15 protein-coding genes are annotated in these 21,027 nt (G+C 42.6%); 9 read left to right on the top strand and 6 right to left on the bottom strand.

Annotated features, from left to right (window positions below; genetic code table 11):
• Positions 1-458: 458 nt before the first annotated feature.
• On the top strand, positions 459-1,850 hold the full coding sequence (locus IEE86_RS01975; protein ID WP_191095702.1) for an MFS transporter: 1,392 nt from the start codon (positions 459-461) through the stop codon (positions 1,848-1,850).
• Between the two features lie 15 nt (positions 1,851-1,865).
• Complete coding sequence (locus tag IEE86_RS01970; protein ID WP_191095701.1) at positions 1,866-3,473, top strand: glycoside hydrolase family 43 protein; 1,608 nt, start codon at positions 1,866-1,868, stop codon at positions 3,471-3,473.
• Between the two features lie 37 nt (positions 3,474-3,510).
• Here IEE86_RS01970 and xylR read toward each other — a convergent pair whose 3' ends face one another.
• Positions 3,511-4,671 carry a transcriptional repressor XylR gene (gene xylR / locus IEE86_RS01965; protein ID WP_191095700.1) on the bottom strand — a complete coding sequence of 387 codons (1,161 nt, stop codon included), beginning with the start codon at positions 4,669-4,671 and terminating at the stop codon, positions 3,511-3,513.
• A gap of 212 nt (positions 4,672-4,883) precedes the next feature.
• Between xylR and xylA the strand changes: the two genes are divergently transcribed.
• From xylA to IEE86_RS01950, 3 genes are all read left to right on the top strand, one after another.
• On the top strand, positions 4,884-6,221 hold the full coding sequence (gene xylA, locus IEE86_RS01960) for a xylose isomerase (RefSeq protein WP_191095699.1): 1,338 nt from the start codon (positions 4,884-4,886) through the stop codon (positions 6,219-6,221).
• A gap of 36 nt (positions 6,222-6,257) precedes the next feature.
• Positions 6,258-7,757, top strand: coding sequence for a xylulokinase (gene xylB / locus IEE86_RS01955; protein ID WP_191095698.1), 1,500 nt, complete (start codon positions 6,258-6,260; stop codon positions 7,755-7,757).
• An 89-nt stretch (positions 7,758-7,846) separates the two neighbouring features.
• Entirely contained in the window at positions 7,847-8,533 is a 687-nt protein-coding gene (locus IEE86_RS01950; protein WP_191095697.1) for a glycoside hydrolase family 11 protein, read from the top strand.
• A gap of 56 nt (positions 8,534-8,589) precedes the next feature.
• Here IEE86_RS01950 and IEE86_RS01945 read toward each other — a convergent pair whose 3' ends face one another.
• The gene (locus IEE86_RS01945) at positions 8,590-10,632 is read right to left on the bottom strand and encodes a molybdopterin oxidoreductase family protein (protein ID WP_191095696.1); all 2,043 of its coding nucleotides are present in this window, start codon (positions 10,630-10,632) and stop codon (positions 8,590-8,592) included.
• A 135-nt stretch (positions 10,633-10,767) separates the two neighbouring features.
• Positions 10,768-11,964, bottom strand: a complete 1,197-nt coding sequence (locus IEE86_RS01940) for a cytochrome P450 (protein WP_191095695.1) — start codon at positions 11,962-11,964, stop codon at positions 10,768-10,770.
• A gap of 469 nt (positions 11,965-12,433) precedes the next feature.
• Between IEE86_RS01940 and proC the strand changes: the two genes are divergently transcribed.
• Genes proC through IEE86_RS01925 form a run of 3 tightly spaced genes read left to right on the top strand, consistent with a single transcriptional unit; the run spans position 12,434 to position 15,664 of the window.
• Positions 12,434-13,231, top strand: coding sequence for a pyrroline-5-carboxylate reductase (gene proC / locus IEE86_RS01935; RefSeq protein WP_224740731.1), 798 nt, complete (start codon positions 12,434-12,436; stop codon positions 13,229-13,231).
• A 27-nt stretch (positions 13,232-13,258) separates the two neighbouring features.
• Positions 13,259-14,377, top strand: coding sequence for a glutamate 5-kinase (proB, locus tag IEE86_RS01930; protein ID WP_191095694.1), 1,119 nt, complete (start codon positions 13,259-13,261; stop codon positions 14,375-14,377).
• A gap of 18 nt (positions 14,378-14,395) precedes the next feature.
• Entirely contained in the window at positions 14,396-15,664 is a 1,269-nt protein-coding gene (locus IEE86_RS01925; RefSeq protein WP_191095693.1) for a glutamate-5-semialdehyde dehydrogenase, read from the top strand.
• A 222-nt stretch (positions 15,665-15,886) separates the two neighbouring features.
• Here IEE86_RS01925 and IEE86_RS01920 read toward each other — a convergent pair whose 3' ends face one another.
• Positions 15,887-16,456 (bottom strand): GNAT family N-acetyltransferase, encoded by a 570-nt coding sequence (locus tag IEE86_RS01920; RefSeq protein ID WP_191095692.1) that lies wholly within the window; start codon positions 16,454-16,456, stop codon positions 15,887-15,889.
• Positions 16,457-16,544: 88 nt separating this feature from the next.
• On the opposite strand from IEE86_RS01920, the gene IEE86_RS01915 reads away from it, so the two are divergent.
• Positions 16,545-17,366, top strand: a complete 822-nt coding sequence (locus IEE86_RS01915) for a MerR family transcriptional regulator (RefSeq protein WP_191095691.1) — start codon at positions 16,545-16,547, stop codon at positions 17,364-17,366.
• A gap of 52 nt (positions 17,367-17,418) precedes the next feature.
• Here the strand turns inward: IEE86_RS01915 and IEE86_RS01910 are convergent, their stop codons facing one another.
• Together IEE86_RS01910 and IEE86_RS01905 are read right to left on the bottom strand one after the other, a co-directional pair.
• The gene (locus IEE86_RS01910) at positions 17,419-19,248 is read right to left on the bottom strand and encodes an ABC transporter ATP-binding protein (protein WP_191095690.1); all 1,830 of its coding nucleotides are present in this window, start codon (positions 19,246-19,248) and stop codon (positions 17,419-17,421) included.
• Positions 19,245-20,978, bottom strand: a complete 1,734-nt coding sequence (locus IEE86_RS01905) for an ABC transporter ATP-binding protein (protein WP_191095689.1) — start codon at positions 20,976-20,978, stop codon at positions 19,245-19,247. Before IEE86_RS01905 ends, IEE86_RS01910 begins: the two co-directional genes overlap by 4 nt.
• Positions 20,979-21,027 lie beyond the last annotated feature (49 nt).

Raw genomic sequence — 21,027 nt, 5'->3', positions numbered from 1 at the left:
CAAAGAGACGTGTTACCCGACTTACACAATTCAGCTCATCGCTTGATTAATATAGCACGAGATGCGTGTGAATGCAACCATTAAATGATTTCTCTCTGATGTTGTGACATTTTTAGTAGAGAGGGGTCCTTATATAAAAGAAAAAATGACAAGATATCGATTATTTGGATTATTTTTTCAAAAAATATTGAAAAGTCAGATCAGATTTTATAAAATGAATTCATCTTAGTTTGTTTAGTCAATAAACTAAGATGATGTTCAATTATTGATCCGATCATAGAGGGGATGATTCCATCATTCAAATGATTGACTGTGTATGTGGGCTAAGCTGAAAGATTGAGAGGTTCAGCTACATTTTTATAACAAAATTGAAAGCGCTTTATATTTTATGTATTGATTGCTGCTGCCCTGCACCATCTGTTCGTTAGAAGAGGCTAAGTGAAGAAGGGAGAAAGCTCATGGTTAGTGAAAATTTAAAGAAGATTCGTATGTCTGAGAAAGTGGGATATGCTTCAGGAGATTTCGCATGTAATTTAATTTATGCAACGGTCTCTACGTATCTATTATTTTTTTATACAGATGTATATGGTTTATCAGCGGCAGCAGCAGGGACGATGTTTTTGGTTGTTCGCGCCATCGATGCGCTTGCAGATCCTTTTATTGGCGCAATGGTTGATCGAACGAACAGCCGTTTTGGCCGGTTTAGACCTTATTTGTTATTCGGTGCGTTTCCCTTTGTGGTACTCGCCATCCTTTGCTTTACGACACCTGACTTTTCCGCTATGGGTAAACTCATTTATGCCTACATCACGTATGTCGGTTTATCGCTTACATACACATTCATCAATGTTCCTTATGGGGCTTTAACATCAGCAATGACAAGAAATAACCAAGAGGTTGTCAGCATTACGTCTGTTCGTATGGTTTTTGCAAATCTCGGCGGTTTGGTTGTTGCTTTTTTTGTACCTTTTCTTGCCACTTTTTTAGGCGATACAACAGGAAATACAGCACTCGGCTGGCAGATGACGATGGCATTTCTCGGCGTTCTTGGTGGTGCACTGCTGATTTTCTGTTTTAAAAGCACGAATGAACGCGTCACGCTTCAAAAGCCTGAGGAAAAAATTAAATTCAGCGATATCTTTGTCCAGTTACGAGTGAATCGTCCGCTTGTTGTGTTAAGTATTTTCTTTATCATTATTTTTGGTGTGAACTCGATTAGCAACTCGGTGGGAATCTATTATGTGACATATAACCTTGGCAGAGAAGATTTAGTGAAGTGGTACGGTCTCATTGGCAGTCTGCCAGCTTTAATGGTCCTCCCGTTTATTCCGCGGTTACACAAGGTGTTAGGAAAGAAAAAGCTGCTGAATTATTCATTACTTCTGAATATCGTAGGTCTTCTTGCTCTACTTGTGATACCGCCGAGTCAAATAGTTCTCATTCTCGTTTTCAGGCTCGTCGCTGCTGCTGGAAGTATTACAGCAGGTGCTTACATGTGGGCGCTCATTCCGGAAACCGTTGAATATGGCGAATATAAAACAGGGAAAAGGATGGGCGGACTGATTTATGCAGTGATTGGATTCTTCTTTAAATTTGGTATGGCATTAGGCGGTATTGTTCCAGGGCTTGTACTCGATCGCTTTGGCTATGTAGCGAACCAAATACAAACACCAGATGCATTGCTAGGCATTTTAATCACGACAACGGTCATTCCTGTATGCTTACTTATTTTAGCGATGATTGATATTAATTTTTATAACCTAGATGAAGAAAAACATCAAAAGGTCGTGAGGGAGCTTGAAAACAGGGATCAGGTGTATGTCGATCATATTGACGATTTTAAAATGTAAGAGGAGGGAATTCAGGTGAAGATGACCAACCCAGTGCTAAAAGGGTTTAACCCCGACCCGAGTATTTGCCGTGTAGAAGACGATTATTACATTGCGGTCTCTACATTCGAGTGGTTTCCAGGGGTCCAAATTTATCATTCGAAGGATCTCGTCCATTGGCGGCTCGTTGCGCGCCCTTTACAAAAAACATCTCAACTTGACATGAAAGGAAATCCCGATTCCGGCGGGGTATGGGCGCCGTGCTTAAGCTATGCGGATGGCCAGTTTTGGCTCATTTATTCAGATATTAAGGTAGTGGATGGTCCATTTAAGGATGGTCATAATTATTTGGTCACGGCGAGCGAAGTCGATGGCGAGTGGAGCGAACCCATTCGGCTCAATAGCTCTGGATTTGATCCGTCTTTATTCCATGATCAAAGCGGGAAGAAATACGTCTTAAATATGCTGTGGGATCATAGGGAAAAGCATCATTCCTTTGCAGGAATTGCATTGCAGGAATACAGTGTGACTGAAAAAAAACTGATCGGTCAGCGGAAGGTCATTTTTAAAGGTACTCCTATTAAATTGACAGAGGCTCCGCATCTTTATCACATTGGTGATTACTATTATTTATTAACAGCAGAAGGGGGTACTCGCTACGAGCATGCAGCCACGATTGCCCGGTCCACTCACATTGAAGGGCCTTATGAGGTTCATCCTGATAACCCGATTTTAAGTGCGTTCCATGCGCCTAGCCATCCACTTCAAAAATGCGGGCATGCCTCAATTGTCCAAACACATACCAATGAATGGTATTTGGCTCATCTCACGGGGCGTCCGATTCAATCAAGTAAGGAATATATTTTTCAACAAAGAGGCTGGTGTCCTTTAGGAAGAGAAACAGCGATTCAAAAGCTCGAATGGAAAGATGGCTGGCCTTATGTTGTAGGAGGAAAAGAAGGATCACTGGAGGTTGAAGCGCCAGCCATAAGCGAAAAGGTCTTCGCTCCAACGCACCATACAGTCGATGAATTTAAAGAACCTGTGTTAAATAGACACTTTCAAACATTAAGAATCCCTTTTACCGATCAGATTGGTTCATTGACGGAGAAACCTGATCATTTAAGGCTATACGGTCAGGAGTCTCTTACATCTAAATTTACTCAAGCGTTTGTTGCAAGGCGCTGGCAAAGTTTTTATTTTGAAGCAGAGACAGCGGTTTCATTCTTTCCAGAAAACTTTCAGCAAGCCGCTGGTCTTGTGAACTATTATAATACCGAAAACTGGACAGCGCTTCAGGTGACATATGATGAGGACCTTGGCCGCATTCTTGAATTATCTGTCTGTCAAAACCTTACCTTTTCTCAGCCGTTGACCAAAAAAATTGTCATTCCAGATGGGGTCACGTATGTGTATTTAAAAGTGACTGTGCAGCGAGAAACTTACACGTATTCTTATTCTTTTGATCAGCAAAAGTGGGAAGAAATTGATGTGCCGTTTGAATCAATCCATTTATCCGATGATTTCATTCGAGGCGGGGGATTCTTTACTGGGGCATTTGTCGGCATGCAGTGCCAAGATACAAGCGGCGAGCGTCTGCCTGCTGATTTTCACTATTTTCGCTATGAGGAAAAAGAGGAGTAAAAAAGACAACTCTGTCAAAGCTGTCTCTTTTAATCAGTCATTGTGAAAGGGTGACATTATGCAGGAAAGCTTCAGTGACAAGAGAGGTCATCCCTAATGCCGGTGCATTGTGTCCTAGTGATGATGAAAGCAGTTCAACCCGAGAGCTAAATTGTGCATCCATTCTCGAGGAGACCTCATCTTGAATAACACTTAGAACCGTTGGCTGTGATTCAATGACCTTGTTTCGTAAAATCACGGCTTGCGGGTTAAAGGTATGCAGGACGTTTGTGAGACCCACGCCAAGGTAGAAACCAAAGTTACGCAAGGCATTAAGCGTCTTCATATCATTTAACTTCACCAGCTGTTCAATGTCTTGATAGGATACGTGCTGGTCATCTGTTTGAAGTGACTGAAACAATGCTTTTTCAGAAGCATACAGCTCCCAGCATCCGCGGTTTCCGCAGCTGCATGTTGGCCCATTAAAGTCGATCGTCATGTGTCCCATCTCACCAGAAAAGCCGAAAGCACCTCTATATAAATGATGATTAATGATGATCCCAATCCCAATTCCAGTGCCGATACTTGCATATATCAGGTGGTCATAGTGTTTAGCAGAACCAAAGATTTTTTCGCCACATGCACCAGCATTTGCTTCATTCTCGATGAAGACCGGCACTTGAAAGGTATGTTGGAGCGTTGTTTTCAGGTCAACATTTTTCCATTTTGAATGAGGGGTAAACACGATTTGTTCATGCTCATCGACTAGCCCAGGTATACAAATGCCAATCCCAATAAGCCCGTATGGAGAAGAAGGGATTTGCGTGATCAATTGCTGAATCAATTCAATTAATATGCGTATCGTCACATCAGGAGAGCTAGATGGAAGCTTGATCTGCTCTTCATAAAGAATGGAGCCTTCAAGGTCGGTTAAAATGCCATGAACATAATCAACGCCGACATCAATACCGATCGAGTAGCCAGCACGTTTATTAAACATGAGTAAAACAGGTCTTCTCCCGCCGCTAGATTCACCTTGACCGATTTCATAGACGAGGTGTTCTTTCATTAACGTACTTACTTGGGAAGAAACAGTCGATTTATTTAAACCAGTGCGTTCAGATAATTTCGCTCTAGAAATTGGCGCATGTTGGAGGATTTCTTTTAGTAATAGCTTTTGATTTATCTTTTTCACAAAGTTCTGATCAGCGATATCCACGTTATCCACTCCATTTGTTTCGTCTTTAGATTAAGTTGAAAACAGGTACTTTTTTATGAATGTATTCTATGAGAATGATGATTTCAACTTTATTATAACGAAAATATTTCTAAAAAACTAAAAAATATGGAAAATTCAAAGACATTTGATGACAGATGATTCGTTAGTTTGTTGAATCAACTTACAAAGCGTATTAATAGGAGGAATCAAGTATGGTCAACTCAAATATAAAATCCTTACACAGCTTAGAGGGAATCGGCAAAATTCAATATGAAGGAAAGCAATCAAAAAATCCACTTGCTTTTAAATATTATGATCCGAACGAAATGATTGGCAAAAAAACAATGAAAGAACACCTGCGTTTCTCAGTCGCTTATTGGCACACTTTAACTGCTGATGGAACAGACATGTTTGGAACTGGCACCATGCAAAGAGCCTGGGATTCCTATAGTGGAATGGATTTGGCGAAAGCTAGATTAGAAGTGGCTTTTCAGCTTTTTGACCTATTGGATGTTCCATATTTTTCATTCCATGACCGTGATATTGCACCAGAGGGAGACACGCTGCAAGAGACAAACCAACAATTAGACATCATTTTAGAAAGAATGAAAGATTATATGCAGCAAAGCGGAGTGAAGCTTCTGTGGAACACAGCTAACATGTTCAAGCATCCTAGATTTGTACACGGTGCTGCGACATCTTGTCATGCAGATGTATTTGCCTATGCGGCCGCACAGGTTAAGAAAGGAATTGAAACAGCGAAAGAACTCGGCGCAGAAAATTACGTTTTCTGGGGAGGACGAGAAGGTTACGACACACTGCTCAATACAGATATGAAAAGGGAGCTTGACCACATGGCGACCTTTTTGCACATGGCTGTCGATTATGCAAAAGAAATTGGGTACACCGGTCAATTTTTAATTGAGCCAAAGCCAAAGGAGCCGACAACCCACCAATACGACACAGATGCAGCGACATCTATCGCCTTTTTAAAGCAATACGGATTAGATTCACATTTTAAATTAAATATCGAGGCCAATCATGCGACGCTCGCTGGTCATACGTTTGAGCATGAATTACGTGTCGCAAGAATTCATGGACTCCTCGGTTCAGTTGATGCGAATCAAGGAAATTCGCTTCTTGGGTGGGATACAGATGAATTTCCAACCGATTTATATGCCACAACCCTTGCCATGTATGAAATTTTGCAAAATGGCGGACTAGGAACTGGTGGTCTCAATTTTGATGCAAAAGTCAGAAGAGCCTCCTTTCAGCTTGAAGATATTTTGTATGCTCATATTGCGGGAATGGATGCGTTCGCAAAAGGGCTGCGGGTGGCTCATAGACTCATCGAAGACCGTGTATTTGAAGATGTGATCAAGCACAGGTACCGCAGCTTTGCTGAAGGAATTGGACGCGACATTTCAGAAGGGAAAGCAAACTTTCATACATTAGAAGAATATGCGTTGAAGCATCCATTGATCCGAAACGAATCGGGGAGAGAGGAACAGCTAAAAGCCCGATTGAATCAATACTTGTTAGAAGATTAAATGGAATGGGCGGACTTGTTTTGAAGGAGTGAAAACATGAAATATGTAATGGGAATTGATCTTGGAACGAGCGGAGTCAAAGCGATATTAGTAGATGCGAGTGGAAAGGTGTGCGGCGAAGCCGCTAAGCCTTACCGGCTCATTCAAGACAAACCTGGCTATTGCGAGCAGCATCCTGAGGATTGGGTAGAGCAGACAATAGCCGCGATGAAAGAATTAATGGAAAGGCAGCCTGTTCATTCAAAGCAAGTAGAAGGCATCAGCTTTTCAGGACAGATGCATGGTCTTGTTTTATTGGATGAATCCCGTGAGGTGCTCCGCCCTGCAATCTTGTGGAATGACACAAGAACGACAGAGCAATGTATACGTATCACAAAAAAGCTAGGGGATCGGCTGCAAAAGATCACTAAAAATCATGCGTTAGAAGGGTTCACACTGCCTAAATTATTATGGGTCAAAGAACATGAACGAGAGATTGATCAACAAATAGACATGTTTTTACTCCCGAAAGATTATGTCAGATTTCGATTAACCGGTGCCATTCATATTGATTATTCTGATGCAGCTGGCACTTTACTGTTGGATATCGGAGAACAAACGTGGAGTGAGGAGATTTGTCAGGCGTTTGATATACCTCCTCATATTTGTCCGCCGCTTGTCTCATCAGATGCAGAGGTTGGTACACTTTTGCCGCATATTGCACGTGAGACTGGGATCAAAGAAGGTGTGAAAGTCTTTGCAGGGGGAGCAGATAATGCTTGCGGGGCAATTGGTGCTGGTATTTTGTCATCCGGTGACACGTTATGCAGTATTGGCACCTCAGGTGTCATTCTTTCCTACGAAGAGGACCAGGCAAGAGAGCTGCAAGGAAACTTGCATTTGTTTCATCATGCAAAAAAAGACGCTTTTTATACAATGGGTGTCACTCTGTCAGCTGGATATAGTCTTGATTGGACAAAATCCTTACTGGCTCCGGAGGAATCGTTCCAGACGCTTTTAGAAGGTGTAGCGGATGTAGCGCCAGGAGCGAATGGATTGCTCTTTACCCCTTATTTAGTGGGGGAAAGAACGCCTTATGCGGATTCTATCATCCGCGGAAGCTTCATTGGATTAGACAGCAGGCATAAAAGGGCGCATATGGTCAGAGCTGTGCTGGAGGGGATCACCTTTTCGTTAAATGAATCCATCGCTTTATTCCGTCAGGCAGGTAAAAGAATAGATTCTATTGTGTCCATTGGCGGCGGTGCGAGAAGTCAAACATGGCTTCAAATGCAAGCGGACATTTTTCAGACAAAGGTCATTCAGTTAGAACATGAACAAGGACCCGCTTTAGGTGCTGCCATGCTTGCAGCGGTTGGCTCAGGATGGCATTCATCGCTTGAAGCATGCGCTGATCAGTTTATTCACCGAGCCGGCGTATATGAGCCGCATCAGCAGCATGTTGATATCTATGCTCATCTATTCTGTTTGTATCAAAGCATTTATACAAAAACAAGAGACATACATGCCGGTTTAAAGCAGTATCGTTCCACCTAGCAAGACAGCCGCTACATGAAAGGAGGTGATGGGGTCGTTTCATCTGAGAGATGACACAATAATATTGATGAAAAAGGGAGGAATAAAGAATGAATTTAAAAAGACTCAGGCTATTGATTGTGATGTGCATTGGACTCACGCTGACACTGACTGCTGTACCAGTTCATGCAATGACTATTACCAATAATCAAATGGGGAACCATAGCGGGTACGATTATGAATTATGGAAGGACTACGGAAACACATCGATGACACTCAATAACGGCGGGGCATTTAGCGCGCAATGGAACAATATCGGAAATGCTTTGTTTCGAAAAGGAAAGAAGTTTGATTCCACACAAACCCATCATCAGCTTGGCAACATCTCCATCAATTACAACGCAAGCTTTAACCCAGGCGGGAATTCCTATTTATGTGTCTATGGCTGGACACAATCTCCACTAGCTGAATACTACATTGTTGATTCATGGGGCACATATCGTCCAACAGGAACACATAAAGGAACATTTACGGTAGACGGGGGGACATATGACATTTATGAAACAACCCGTGTCAACCAGCCTTCCATTATTGGGATTGCGACCTTCAAGCAATATTGGAGTGTACGTCAAACAAAACGTACAAGCGGGACTGTGTCTGTCAGTCAGCATTTTAGAAAATGGGAAAGCCTAGGGATGCCAATGGGGAAAATGTATGAAACGGCATTAACTGTAGAAGGCTATCGCAGCAACGGAAGTGCGAATGTGATGACCAATCAATTGTTTATTGGACGTTAAAAAAGATGATAAAAAAAGCCGGCAGTCTCAATTTCACTGCTGGCTTTTTCCTCTTTCTATGCTCTCTTTTCAACCTCGACTCTTCCAGAAAAGAATGTGGCGCCGCCGCCCATATCTGCTAAACGATCAGGTGTTAGGCCATTGACCAAATGCTTTTTGCCTTTTTGATCTGCCCATAATCCTTGACTGACCACAACGCCTGGTAACACATTGTGACCGACCGAAACGACAAGCTCACATTCTCCACGGTCATTTAGGACACGCACCATGTCACCATCTTCAATCTTTCTTTCCTTTGCATCTTGTTCATTCATGTGAAGCTTCGGACATTTCTCAAGCTTTTGATGCTTTTCATGAAGTGAGAAGGTGGAATTAAGAAAATTATGGTTTGGCCCCGGTATAAAGATAAGCGGATAATCACTTTCCTGATAAAGGGGCACATAGGTTGGAAGCGCTGGATACCCGTCTTTTTTCATTTGCTTTGAATAAAGCTCAATTTTTCCGCTTGGTGTAGAGAGCTTTAAGTCCTGGAAAGGTCCTCGTTTTGCTTTAATCCATTTCTTTTCCTTTAATGCTTTGTATGAAATGTTCTCATAATGCGGGTTTTCAGGGTGATGAAGGGCTTGTTCCATGAGTTCCGCATCTGTCTCGCGAAAGGCGTCATCTTCAAAGCCCATCGCATGAGCCAAAAGGCGAAAAACTTCTGTGTTTGATTTGCTTTCTCCATAGCGTTCAATGACAGGCTCTTGAATTTGAATATAATGATGCCAGTATGATGTATAGAAATCCTCGTTTTCAAAGGCAGATGTCGCCGGCAGGACAATGTCTGCATATGTGGCTGTTTCTGTCAGGAACAAGTCATGAACAACTGTAAATAAGTCCTCTCTCAGCAAACCTTCTCTTACTTTATTTGCTTCAGGTGTGACGACAGCAGGGTTGCAAGAGTAGACGAAGAGTGAATCTACGGAAGGCTCTGCATTCGTCAGCACACTGCCTAGCTGATTCATATTAAATGTTCTAGGCGTGCGTTCCTTTAATAGATCAGGCCGCTGAAGAGCTGTTTCATTATAGCTGAGAAAAGAAGAGTTTGATTTCATCGCGCCGCCGCCCTTGTGCAGCCATTGACCAGTCAGGGCAGGGAGGCAGGCGATGGTTCGAATACTCATTCCGCCATTATCATGATGCTGTAAACCATTGCCAATACGAATCAGAGACGGTGATGTCTCTGCGTACATTCTTGCAAGTGTGATGATGTCGTCTTTAGGGACACCTGTGATATGCTCAACGGTTTCTGGATCATACTGCTTCACATGCTCGCGCAGCTCTTTATGACCGACCGTGTAAGTCTCTAAAAATGAAGCATCTGTAAGATCCTCTTCAAAAAGGACATGCATGATGCCGAGGGCAAGCGCACTGTCAGTGCCAGGCCGAAGCGGGATGAACCAATCAGCCATCCGGCCGGTTTGGTTTTTGTGAACATCAATGACAATCATCTTTGCTCCTTGCTTTCGCGCTTTTTGTGCCAGGGTGATTTGGTGCATATTGGTCGACACGGCATTGATGCCCCAAAAGATAAATAGTTTTGTATGAATGGTGTCCTCTGGGTCTGTCCCGATGCTTCCACCCATTGTGTATTTATAGCCAGTCGTTCCTGCCGACTGACAGATGGTTCGGTCTAACTGACTTGAACCGAGACGATAGAAAAAGCGGCGGTCCATTCCCTCTGCATTTAGATTGCCCATGTTTCCATAGAAGCTGTAAGGTAAAATGCTTTCCGCGCCTTTTTCTTCGATCAGCTTTGTCCATTTTTGCCGAATGGTTTCAATGGCTTCCTTCCACGTGATGGGTGCAAATTGACCATCGCCTTTTCTGCCAACACGTTTTAAAGGAGTGGTCAGCCGTTTTTCATCATATAAACGGGCTGTGACATTCCGTACTTTGTTGCAAATGTTTCCTTGTGTCACAGGATGGTCTGGATCTCCTTGGACTTTCACGATCTTTCCGTTTTCTTTATGTATTAAAAGACCGCACTGATCCGGGCAATCTAACGAACAAACTGATTTGAATATTCCGTCTTTCATAGCTGTATAATCGGTCATGAGTTTTTGGCTCCCTTTCTGCATTCCGTTATCACTTTGTATGGACTTTATTTTAGCATGTTCGAGGGTGGAAGGTAAGAAAGAGATGATGAACCTGAAGAAAATGAAAAAAAAGCCCCCCCTAAAAAGGGCCTTTTAAAAACGAGTAACCTGTACAGGAAATTCTTTTACCCCAAAAACAAACGTACTTTGAATGGGCTTTAGCTTTTCTGCGGCACAGGTGATGTCTTGAAACGTATGGAGTAAAACGTCAAGCGCAATATGGCTTTCGAGGCGGGCAAGCGGTGCACCGAGACAAAAGTGAATGCCAAAGCCAAAGCTCATATGTGGATTTGATTTCCGGTCAAGGCGGAACGTATCAGGATCTTCGAATTTCCGTTCATCACGATTTGCAGAAGCAACCCAGCTGATGAGGTAGTCTCCTTTTTCAATACGTGAGCCTGCGATCTCAACATCCTCTGCTGCGATTCGCCCAATGGCTTGAACAGGCGGGTAATAACGTAGCGTTTCCTCGGTCAATTGAGGAATAAGAGAGGGATCTTGGCGCACTGATTCGGCGATATGCGGCTGCTCTGTCAGCAGTCGTACTGCATTGGTGATTAAATTCGTCGTTGTCTCATTGCCAGCAACGAGTAAGAGAATACAAAAGCCAAGCAGTTCATTTTCCGTTAATCGCTCACCATCGATTTCTGCTTGGATGAGAAGAGAGATCAAGTCATCAGCAGGGGTTTCCTTTCGTTTTTGGATCAAATGGGCAAAATAAACGGACAGCTCTTCTTCTGCGCGTTTCTGCATGTCTACAACAGCCTGAATGGCTTGTGCTGATTCATCCTTAGCACCTGCCACAAGAGCATCAGAATGTTTTTTAATCAGCTCTCTGTCCTCTACCTCTGCACCGAGAAGCTCTGCGATGATCATCACAGGAAGGGGAGCAGCTAGATCTTGCACGATATCAAATGTACGTTGATCCTTGACTTGTTTTAATAGATCATGTGTCAGGTCTTTGATCTTTTCTTCTAATTGCTTGATTGCCTTTGGCGTGAATGCTTTATTCACGAGTGCTCTCATTTTTGTATGTTTTGGAGGATCCATTGTTAAAATGCTCGTTTTAGACGTGCTTCTTCCTCGCTGTGAAGAGAACACTTTTGGCTGCTTTAGAACGGACTGAATATCCGCATATCGAAAGAGGTCCCAGCACTTTCTTGTCTCATCGTATCTCAAATCACTCTGCGCACGTAAATCATTGTAAATAGGGAATGGGAAAAGAAGGTCATCCGTGGATCGGATTTCTTTCATTGGAATGACGTTGACGTAATTTTCTTTCACTTTCATTATGAACGCTCCTTTTTCACTTGATTTCACCTTCACGGTATCACCAGTAAAATGTCATTTCAACGGACATGTTTTCTAAAATATGTCAATAGTCTGATCGGAATATTCAAGCACATTCATTGTATAGGAAAATAGAAAGTCTCCAAAATGATAGCGCTTTCTAAAAAATAGAATTGAAGTCACCGAAACCAAAAATAAAATGGTGAATTCAGTCGAACGAAAGGGTACTATGATTCAAATTATACTAGTTCTTTTGATCTAAATTACTGAAATGAAAAAACGCAGCTAACATACATACAGCAAGCTGTTCACCGTGCATTCGGGACTTTTGAAAAGCACTGGCTCTTTCTTGACACGATTTCTCATCATGTTACGATAACTAACGTGCGAAAAACACGAACAAAACCGAACAAGGGAGAGGATCAATATCATTGATCAAAAGAAAGTGGCTTTCATTGGAGCAGGTTCTATGGCGGAGGGAATGATTGCAGGGATTGTGCGATCAGGACAGATGCCGCTAGACCAAATTTACGCCACAAACAGAAAAAATCAACTTCGATTGAATGAACTAACGAAACGATACGGGATACAAACACCCGCAATGGATTCATTGCCTTTTGAAGAAATGGATATCTTGATCCTGGCCATGAAGCCAAAGGATGCTGAAACAGCACTTGAATCATTAAAACCACATATTCAGCCAGATCAGCTGATCTTGTCTGTCCTTGCAGGTGTTAAGCAATCGTATATTGAAGACATGCTGCATGAAGGGCAGCCCGTTATGCGGGTAATGCCAAATACGTCAAGCACAATTGGGGCTTCAGCGACCGCTTTATCTGCTGGACGTTATGTAAAAAATGAACATGTGAGCATGAGTCAGGCCCTTTTATCTGAAATGGGAGAAGTCTATACCATTCAGGAAGAGCAAATGGATATTTTCACAGGAATTGCCGGAAGCGGGCCAGCCTATTTTTATTTTTTAATGGAAAAAATCGAAGAAGCAGGGGAAGAAGCAGGTTTATCTAAGGAAATGTCTCGCCAGATTGGTGCACAGACACTGCTTGGCGCAGCGAAAATGCTGCAAGAAACAGCTGAAACCCCTTCTGTCCTAAGAGAAAAAATTACGTCACCGAATGGAACAACTGCTGCAGGACTGAATGCATTAGATGATTTTGGCGGAGGAGAAGCGATCAAGCAGGCCGTCAAACATGCTGCCAATCGTTCAAAAGAGATAAGCAAGCAGCAAAAACAAAAAGTATCTATATAAATAGAGCTCATGTACAGGAGTGATAAGGTGTACGCAGATAAAGAGAGAAAACGAATTGTTGTGAAAATTGGAAGCAGCTCTCTTACTAGCTTTCAAGGTGAGATTAGTTTAAAAAAATTAGAAAACCTCGTCAATCAAATTGTGAAACTGAAAGATGAAGGACACGAAGTCATTTTGGTTTCATCTGGTGCGGTTGCAGCTGGTTACCGAAAACTAGGATTTATCGATAGACCGAAAACACTGCCGGAAAAACAGGCATCTGCCTCAATAGGGCAAGGACTTTTAATGGAATCTTATTCTACTTTATTTTTATCGCACGGCTATATTGCCTCACAGCTCTTAATCACAAGAAGTGATTTTTCAGATGAAACGCGCTATCAAAATGTGCGAAATACGATGAATGTGTTATTGGATAGAGGCATCATTCCCATTATTAATGAGAATGATACAGTGACGATCAATCGCTTGAAATTCGGAGATAACGATACATTGTCTGCAAAAGTAGCTGGACTCATTGATGCGGATTTCCTTGCCATTTTATCTGATATTGATGGCCTATATGAAGATAACCCGCATACAAACCCAAATGCGAAGAGAATTCTTGAAGTCACAGAGATTACAGAAGACATCGAAGCAGCGGCTGGAGATGCAGGAAGTAGCGTGGGCACAGGCGGAATGAAATCAAAGCTCGACGCCTTTAAAATTTCAATGGCCGCAGGCATTAACGGTTTCCTAGGAAAAGCGGATACGCCTCACATTTTAGACAAAGCGATCAATGGCACAGAGGACGGCACTTATTTTACAGCTGATGAAAATTTAGCGCCGCTGAATTATAAAAAGCAGTGGATTGCCTTTCATTCTGGACCTAAAGGCGAAATCGTTGTTCAAAAGAAATCACAGGAGAACCTCATGCACCGTGAGAAAAGCCTTGATTCCGATGGCATTGTAGATGTAAAGGGTTCGTTTAAAAAAGGCGATGTCGTCCGTATTTTAGATCAAGATGGAAGAGAAATTGGACTTGGCATTGTGAATTATCCGTCTGACGAACTCGCACTGAGCAGTAACTTGTTACAAGATGAAGTGGTTCATGTCGTCGATCTTGAAGCGTTTGTTTGTCATTTAGATTTATCTATACCAGTTTGCTAACCATAAGGGAGGAATTTCATGACACTGACAGCTGAAGTTGTCACATCGGTCAAAGAAAAAGCAAAAAAAGCAAAGCACGTTTCAAAAAAACTAGGTTTACTTCAAACAGAGGAAAAGAATGAGGCGCTGCTAAAAATAGCAGAAGCGTTAGAGCAGCAGAGCAGTTTCATTTTAAAGGAAAATCAAAAGGATTTAGAGGCAGGGAAAGAAAAGGGCTTCTCAGAGGCATTGATGGATCGATTAATGTTAAATGAAGAACGAATTCATGAGTTTGCTGAAAGCTTGCGGCTTGTGACGAGATTAACAGATCCTGTTGGAGAAATATTGGATGAATGGACTCTTGAAAACGGCTTACATGTGAAAAGCCAAAGAGTACCGCTCGGCGTGATTGGTATGATCTATGAAGCGAGACCGAATGTCACTGTCGATGCAGCAGGGCTTGCCCTCAAGGCAGGCAATTCAGTGATTTTAAAAGGCGGTTCCTCCGCTATTTCTTCCAACAAAGCCATTGTCAGCGTCATTCATGACGCATTAGATCAAACAAAGATTCCTCGTGATGCGGTACAGTTTATTGAACAAACAGACCGTTCATCGGTTCAAGCGATGTTTCATCTAAAAGAATGGATTGATGTCTTAATTCCGCGAGGCGGCGCGTCTTTAATCAAAACCGTTGTAGAAGAATCGACCATTCCAGTTCTTGAAACAGGGACAGGGAACTGCCATGTCTTTATTGATCAAACAGCGAATGTGAAAAAAGCCATTGAGATTGTGATTAATGCGAAAACAAATCGCCCGGCTGTTTGTAATGCGATTGAGACTCTGATCATTCATCGCGATTGGCTGAAAGAGAATGGGGCTGAATTAAATGAAGCATTGCTTCAGCATCATGTCACTGTTCATGGAGATCAAGGCGCACAATCCTTCTTTTCTGAAGCGGTTCCTGCGGAGGAAGTGGATTGGACAGATGAATATTTAAGTCTTGATCTTGCGGTGAAAGTTGTTGATTCAATCGAGGAAGCGATCAGCCATATCGATCAGTACGGAACCAAACATTCGGAAGCCATCGTGACAGAAGATGAAAAAAATGCACAAATGTTTCTAAACGAAGTCGATGCGGCGGCTGTTTACCATAACGCATCTACCCGCTTTACAGACGGCGGCGCACTGGGTTATGGGGCTGAAATTGGGATCTCCACTCAAAAGCTACATGCAAGAGGGCCAATGGGACTGCCTGCACTTACGACAACTAAGCTGCTTCTATCTGGTGATGGTCAGATTAGAGACTGAGAATGAATGTTAAAAACACTACCTTTTTTCATGGGGTAGTGTTTTTTTAGTGTATGATGAATAAATAGAGAAGAGAGGGGAATAAATTAACTCATCAATATATCGAAAAGACTTTATAGAAGACGATGCTAAAGTGCTGACATAACTTAAAAAAGTAGACAAAGGGCTATCTGAAGCCCTTAGTCAACAATCTAAAAGCTCTCCAGGGAGTTTTTTAACCTTTCATTTGTTTGCACACTCTTTTTTCATGACTTTCTCAAATTTAAAGAATTCAAATTCCTCAGGTGCTAAAGGCACGTTTTCTTGATCAGCTTCGCGAGGGGTGTTTGGGTCTGGGTGGTGTAAGTGATAGAACTCAACAATTTGAAACCCGCATTTATTGACATAGAAATGAATGTTGCGTTTTTCAAAATAGGGGGTCACCACCTCCCATACGATCGTTTCTGGATATTGCGCCTCAATGGCTTTCCATGCTGTCTGACCAATGCCCCGGCTGTGTGAGGATGAAGAGATGTATAGCAAGTCAACCGAGTTGTGATGTGTTTGTGGGTTGATGTTTAATACAACGCCGCCAGCTTTTTCGCCATTTAGTAAAATATGATAAACAGTGTTTCCATTCGCATGAAAAGATTCATCTATTGCTTCATCTGGAGGAATCGGTCCACCTTTTGCATCGCCAAACGCCTCGATCACGCCAGCTGTAAACGCCTCCTGTAACTCCTTTTTCATGGAAGGGAAGTCCTCTTTTTTTGCAAGTGATAATGTGACTTGATGTTGAGATATTTTGTTCATTTTTATATCCTTTCTCCACAGAAGTGGTCTTTCTGCATGTTATCATAAAGGATGGAGTAACTCCATAGTCAAGAGAGGAGCCCTAATCATGATGAATGAGGTACAAAAAACGTTTTTCACTGGGGAATTTGCCAAGTTATTTGATGTCAAAAAAGATACACTGCTTTATTATGATAAAATCGATTTATTTAAGCCGGCTGGTGTCCATGAAAATGGATACCGTTACTATACACTCGAGCAATTTGATCACTTTATCGCCATTCAATCCCTTCGAGCTGTTCAATTTCCTATTAAAGAGTTAAAACAATATTTCACAGAGCCTTCCCGGGACAGACTGCAAAGCCTTGCGACCGAACAAGTTGAAAAGGTCAAGCAGGAGATTGAAAAACTGCAGGATATCCAGTCTTTTCTTTTGCGCGTGATTGAGACGACGAATGAATTATCATCTGTGAAAACAGGGGAGGTCTTGTTTCAAGAACTGCCAGAAGAACCGGTCGTACTAAGTGCATCACACCCGATAGATTTAAGCACGCCAATAGAAGAAATCTCTCGTATTGTAGGAGAATTTCTAAAGGAGGTTGGCATTAAAGGTGCTGCGGCAAATGGTTCTGTGTTAAAAAAAGAGCAATTTCTTCAGCGTAACTTTCATCAGTCAGATGTGCTGTTTTGCCGAATGGAAGGACCAGGTGCAGTTAAAAAACCTGCTGGTATCTATGCGGTGATGTATGACCAAGGAACATATGAAGAGCTCGAATCAGCCTATTTACAGCTGTTAGATGGAATCGAAAAAGAGAACATGGTGGTGGATGGAGATGTATTTGAGGAGTATTTGCTTCATTCGCTCATGTCTAAAAATGAAGCAGAGTATATGACAAAACTGAGTGTAAAAGTGAAAAAACAAGCAGATTAAAAAAAGAGGATCGACACGCATTTTTCCATGCTGTCTTTCCTCTTTTTTGATTTTACCCCACTTGATGTTCGGCAAATTGACTCATATATAAGTCAGCATAGAAGCCTTTTTCTTTCAAAAGTTCACTGTGAGTTCCTTTTTCAATGATCGAGCCATCTTTCATGACTAAAATGAGGTCGGCATCTTTGATCGTCGAGAGCCTGTGTGCAATAACGAAGCTCGTTCTGCCTTTCATCAGTTCATTCATTGCTTTTTGAATGTGCATCTCTGTCCGCGTATCGACACTGCTCGTCGCTTCATCTAATATCAAAATCTTTGGATCAGATAAAATCGCACGGGCGATAGTTAAGAGCTGACGCTGACCTTGTGATAGGTTGCCAGCATCTTCTGTTAGGAGTGTGTCATATCCGTCTGGAAGCGTGCGGATGAAATCATCTGCATAGGCATGTTTCGCGGCTTTCATGACATCCTCTTTTGTGACGTGCTGCCTGCCATAGGCAATATTGTCGTAAATCGTTCCTTCAAAAAGCCACGTATCCTGAAGAACCATCGCAAATAAGTCCCGTACTTGCTGACGGCTAAGGTCCGTTGTTTTGACGCCGCCAATGCGAATGGAGCCTTGATCCAACTCATAAAAACGCATTAAAAGATTGATAATGGTTGTTTTTCCCGCGCCTGTTGGTCCGACGATGGCAACCGTTTGTCCTTCTTGAACATGCAAATTCAAATGTTTAATAATCGGATGATCTTTCTCATATCCAAATTGAACTTGTTCAAAGGTCACATCGCCTGAAAGTGATTCAAGATCAATTGCCGCATCCTCTTCAGCACTTTCTTCTTCCTCATCCAGGATTTCAAACACCCTTTCAGCAGAAGCAATCGCTGATTGAACTAAGTTTGCGACACTTGATGCTTGCACAAGCGGCTGCGACATTTGCTGCGTGTATTGAATAAACGCCTGCACGTCCCCAACACGAATATTCCCGTTAATGACAAGAATACCGCCGGCCACACTTACTGCCACATAGCCAAGGTTCCCGATAAAGGTCATCATTGGCATCATTAAACCGGAGATAAACTGTGCTTTCCTAGATGATTCATACAGTTTTTCGTTTAATTGATCAAAGGTATCAATCGCTTTCTTTTCATAGCCGTACGCACGAACGGTCTGATGTCCTGTGAACATTTCATTTATATGTCCATTGATCATCCCAAGCTCTTTTTGCTGCGCTTTAAAATGCTTTTGAGAAAATGACGTGATGCCGCGAATCGCAAATAGACTAAGTGGCAGCGTCAAACAAACAAGCAAGGTAAGCAGCGGACTAATGAAAAGCATCATGACGACAATTCCAATGACCGTAATAACAGATGTGATCACCTGGGTGAGTGCCTGCTGAAGCGATGTATTAATATTGTCGATATCGTTCATCACACGGCTCAGCGTGTCCCCATGAGTGGTTTTATCAAAATAACGAAGGGGGAGACGTGTGAGCTTGTCACTTGCCTCTTGTCGTAACTCAGCAATCGTCTCTTGGGAAACACCCGCCATCACGTATTGCTGAACGAATGAAAAGAGAGAGGCCACGACATATAAGAGGACAAGCAGCAATAAAATGCGTGAAATCACATCAAATTGAACGGCTGTTCCTTGTGTAAAGCTTTCAAATAGAGAAGAGGTGGCATCCCCGAGCAGCTTTGGACTAATGACGCTAAAGACGGTTGAACCGATCGCTGCAATCAGGACCATCATCAGCTGAAATTTCCTCGGTTTTAAATACCCAGTCAACCGAAGAAGTGTCTTTTTGAATTCCTTCGGTTTTGCGACCGGCCCCCTAGGGTGACCGCCTTTATGGCCCATGCCGGAAGACATTTTCTTACTCATCCTTGCTCCACCTCCTGACCTTCCTGTGATGCGACAATTTCTTGATACACAAGATTGTCCTTCAGTAATTGTTCATGTGTTCCGATACCTGCGATTTTTCCTTCATCTAGCACAATGATTTTATCGCTATGCTTTACTGTGCTGATTCTTTGAGCGACAATAATGAGGGCTGCGTGCTCCTTTTCGGCTTCTAATGCTGCTCGAAGCTTTGCATCCGTCTTGTAATCAAGTGCAGAGAAACTATCATCAAACAGATAGAATGAAGGCTTTCTAACAAGTGCTCTTGCAATGGAAAGCCGCTGCTTTTGTCCACCAGATAGATTGGAACCACCTTGGTCGATCTCTGCATGGATCCCGCCATCTTTTTGCAAAACAAAGTCTTCAGCCTGTGCGGTTCGCAGCGCCTGCCATATGTCTTCCTCGCTTGCATCCTGCCGGCCAAAGCGCACATTATCGGCAATGGTTCCACTGAATAAAACAGCTTTTTGAGCGACATAGCCCATCTGACTTCTTAGTTTCTCCTGAGGCAGCTCTCTGATATCTACACCATCTAGTGTAATCCGTCCTTCTGTAGCTTCGTAAAAGCGCGTCATCAGCTGGAGGAGAGTTGTTTTCCCAGAACCCGTACTTCCGATGATAGCAGTCGTTTCGCCAGTTTTGGCTTCAAACGTAATGTCTTGAACGACCGGTTTTTCAGCATTTGAGTAATAAAATGACACATCCTCAAAGCGAATGGATTGTGCGGGTTGTTGAAGCTCTGTAACAGACTGTTCTTTGTCTTTAATCTTCGGTTCCATGTTTAACACTTCATTCATACGTTTAGCTGATGCCTGTGCTCTTGGCACCATAATAAAGCTCATCGATAGCATAATAAGCGCCATTAAAATCATCATCGCATATTGAATGAAGGCAATAAGATTGCCAACCTCCATCTCTCCGGCATTAATTCGGTTTGCACCAAGCCAGACAATGCCAATATTCGTGAAGTTCATAATGATCAGCATAAATGGAAACAGGTAAGCCATTAACCGGTTGACCTTGAGACCCGTATCCTTATAGGAGGTATTGGCTTCTTGAAAACGCTCCTTTTCATCATCGACACGGTTAAAAGCTCGAATGACCCGGATGCCTGAAAGAGATTCTCTCATAATTAAATTCAGGCGGTCCGTTTTTTTCTGAAGCTGTCCGAATAACGGGATGGCTTTTCTTGAAACGAAATAGATAAACCCGCCAAGCAGGGGGAGGGCTGCTAAAAAGATAAGAGACAGGACAGCATCTCGAGAGACAGCTAAAATAATTCCGCCTACAAGCATAAGAGGAGCTCTCGTCATCATTTGTAAAATCATGATCGTGACATCTTGGACTTGCTTCACATCATTTGTTGACCTTGTAATAAAGGAAGACGTCCCGATCTTTTGAAATTCTTCTAGTGAAAATCGTTCGACATGCACGAACAGCTGTCTTCTCATATCACGCCCGAAGCCAAGGGCAGTTTTTGATGACAGGTAAGACTTCCAAATCGTCAGCAAGATGGCAAGTAAAGAACAGGCCACCATCCAGCCGCCAACCTTCCATATATAAGCGATATCTCCTTGTACGATTCCAACATCGACAATATCTGCCGTCAAAGTCGGTAAATACAGCTGGAGCATACTGCTTAAAAAGGTGAGGATGACAATGGACACAACGGATAGCCGATAGGGCTTTAAAAACGATAAAATTGATTTCATACGAATACCTTTCTTCCATATAGTCTGTTGTTCTGTAACCCATCATATA

Source organism: Bacillus crepusculi (assembly GCF_014764715.1).
Taxonomy (GTDB): domain Bacteria; phylum Bacillota; class Bacilli; order Bacillales; family Bacillaceae; genus Bacillus.
The sequence above is the reverse complement of the archived record's forward strand: the minus strand, read 5'-3'. Positions and strand labels throughout refer to the sequence as shown.

What these genes read in the sequence shown, in the direction of transcription:
- xylA (WP_191095699.1), top strand. Translation starts at nt 4,884, where the DNA reads ATGGTCAACTCAAATATAAAATCCTTACACAGCTTAGAGGGAATCGGC.
- IEE86_RS01925 (WP_191095693.1), top strand. Translation starts at nt 14,396, where the DNA reads ATGACACTGACAGCTGAAGTTGTCACATCGGTCAAAGAAAAAGCAAAA.
- IEE86_RS01940 (WP_191095695.1), bottom strand. Translation starts at nt 11,964, where the DNA reads ATGAAAGTGAAAGAAAATTACGTCAACGTCATTCCAATGAAAGAAATC.
- IEE86_RS01945 (WP_191095696.1), bottom strand. Translation starts at nt 10,632, where the DNA reads ATGACCGATTATACAGCTATGAAAGACGGAATATTCAAATCAGTTTGT.
- IEE86_RS01920 (WP_191095692.1), bottom strand. Translation starts at nt 16,456, where the DNA reads ATGAACAAAATATCTCAACATCAAGTCACATTATCACTTGCAAAAAAA.
- IEE86_RS01950 (WP_191095697.1), top strand. Translation starts at nt 7,847, where the DNA reads ATGAATTTAAAAAGACTCAGGCTATTGATTGTGATGTGCATTGGACTC.
- proC (WP_224740731.1), top strand. Translation starts at nt 12,434, where the DNA reads ATGGCGGAGGGAATGATTGCAGGGATTGTGCGATCAGGACAGATGCCG.
- IEE86_RS01975 (WP_191095702.1), top strand. Translation starts at nt 459, where the DNA reads ATGGTTAGTGAAAATTTAAAGAAGATTCGTATGTCTGAGAAAGTGGGA.
- IEE86_RS01915 (WP_191095691.1), top strand. Translation starts at nt 16,545, where the DNA reads ATGATGAATGAGGTACAAAAAACGTTTTTCACTGGGGAATTTGCCAAG.
- IEE86_RS01910 (WP_191095690.1), bottom strand. Translation starts at nt 19,248, where the DNA reads ATGAGTAAGAAAATGTCTTCCGGCATGGGCCATAAAGGCGGTCACCCT.
- xylB (WP_191095698.1), top strand. Translation starts at nt 6,258, where the DNA reads ATGAAATATGTAATGGGAATTGATCTTGGAACGAGCGGAGTCAAAGCG.
- IEE86_RS01905 (WP_191095689.1), bottom strand. Translation starts at nt 20,978, where the DNA reads ATGAAATCAATTTTATCGTTTTTAAAGCCCTATCGGCTATCCGTTGTG.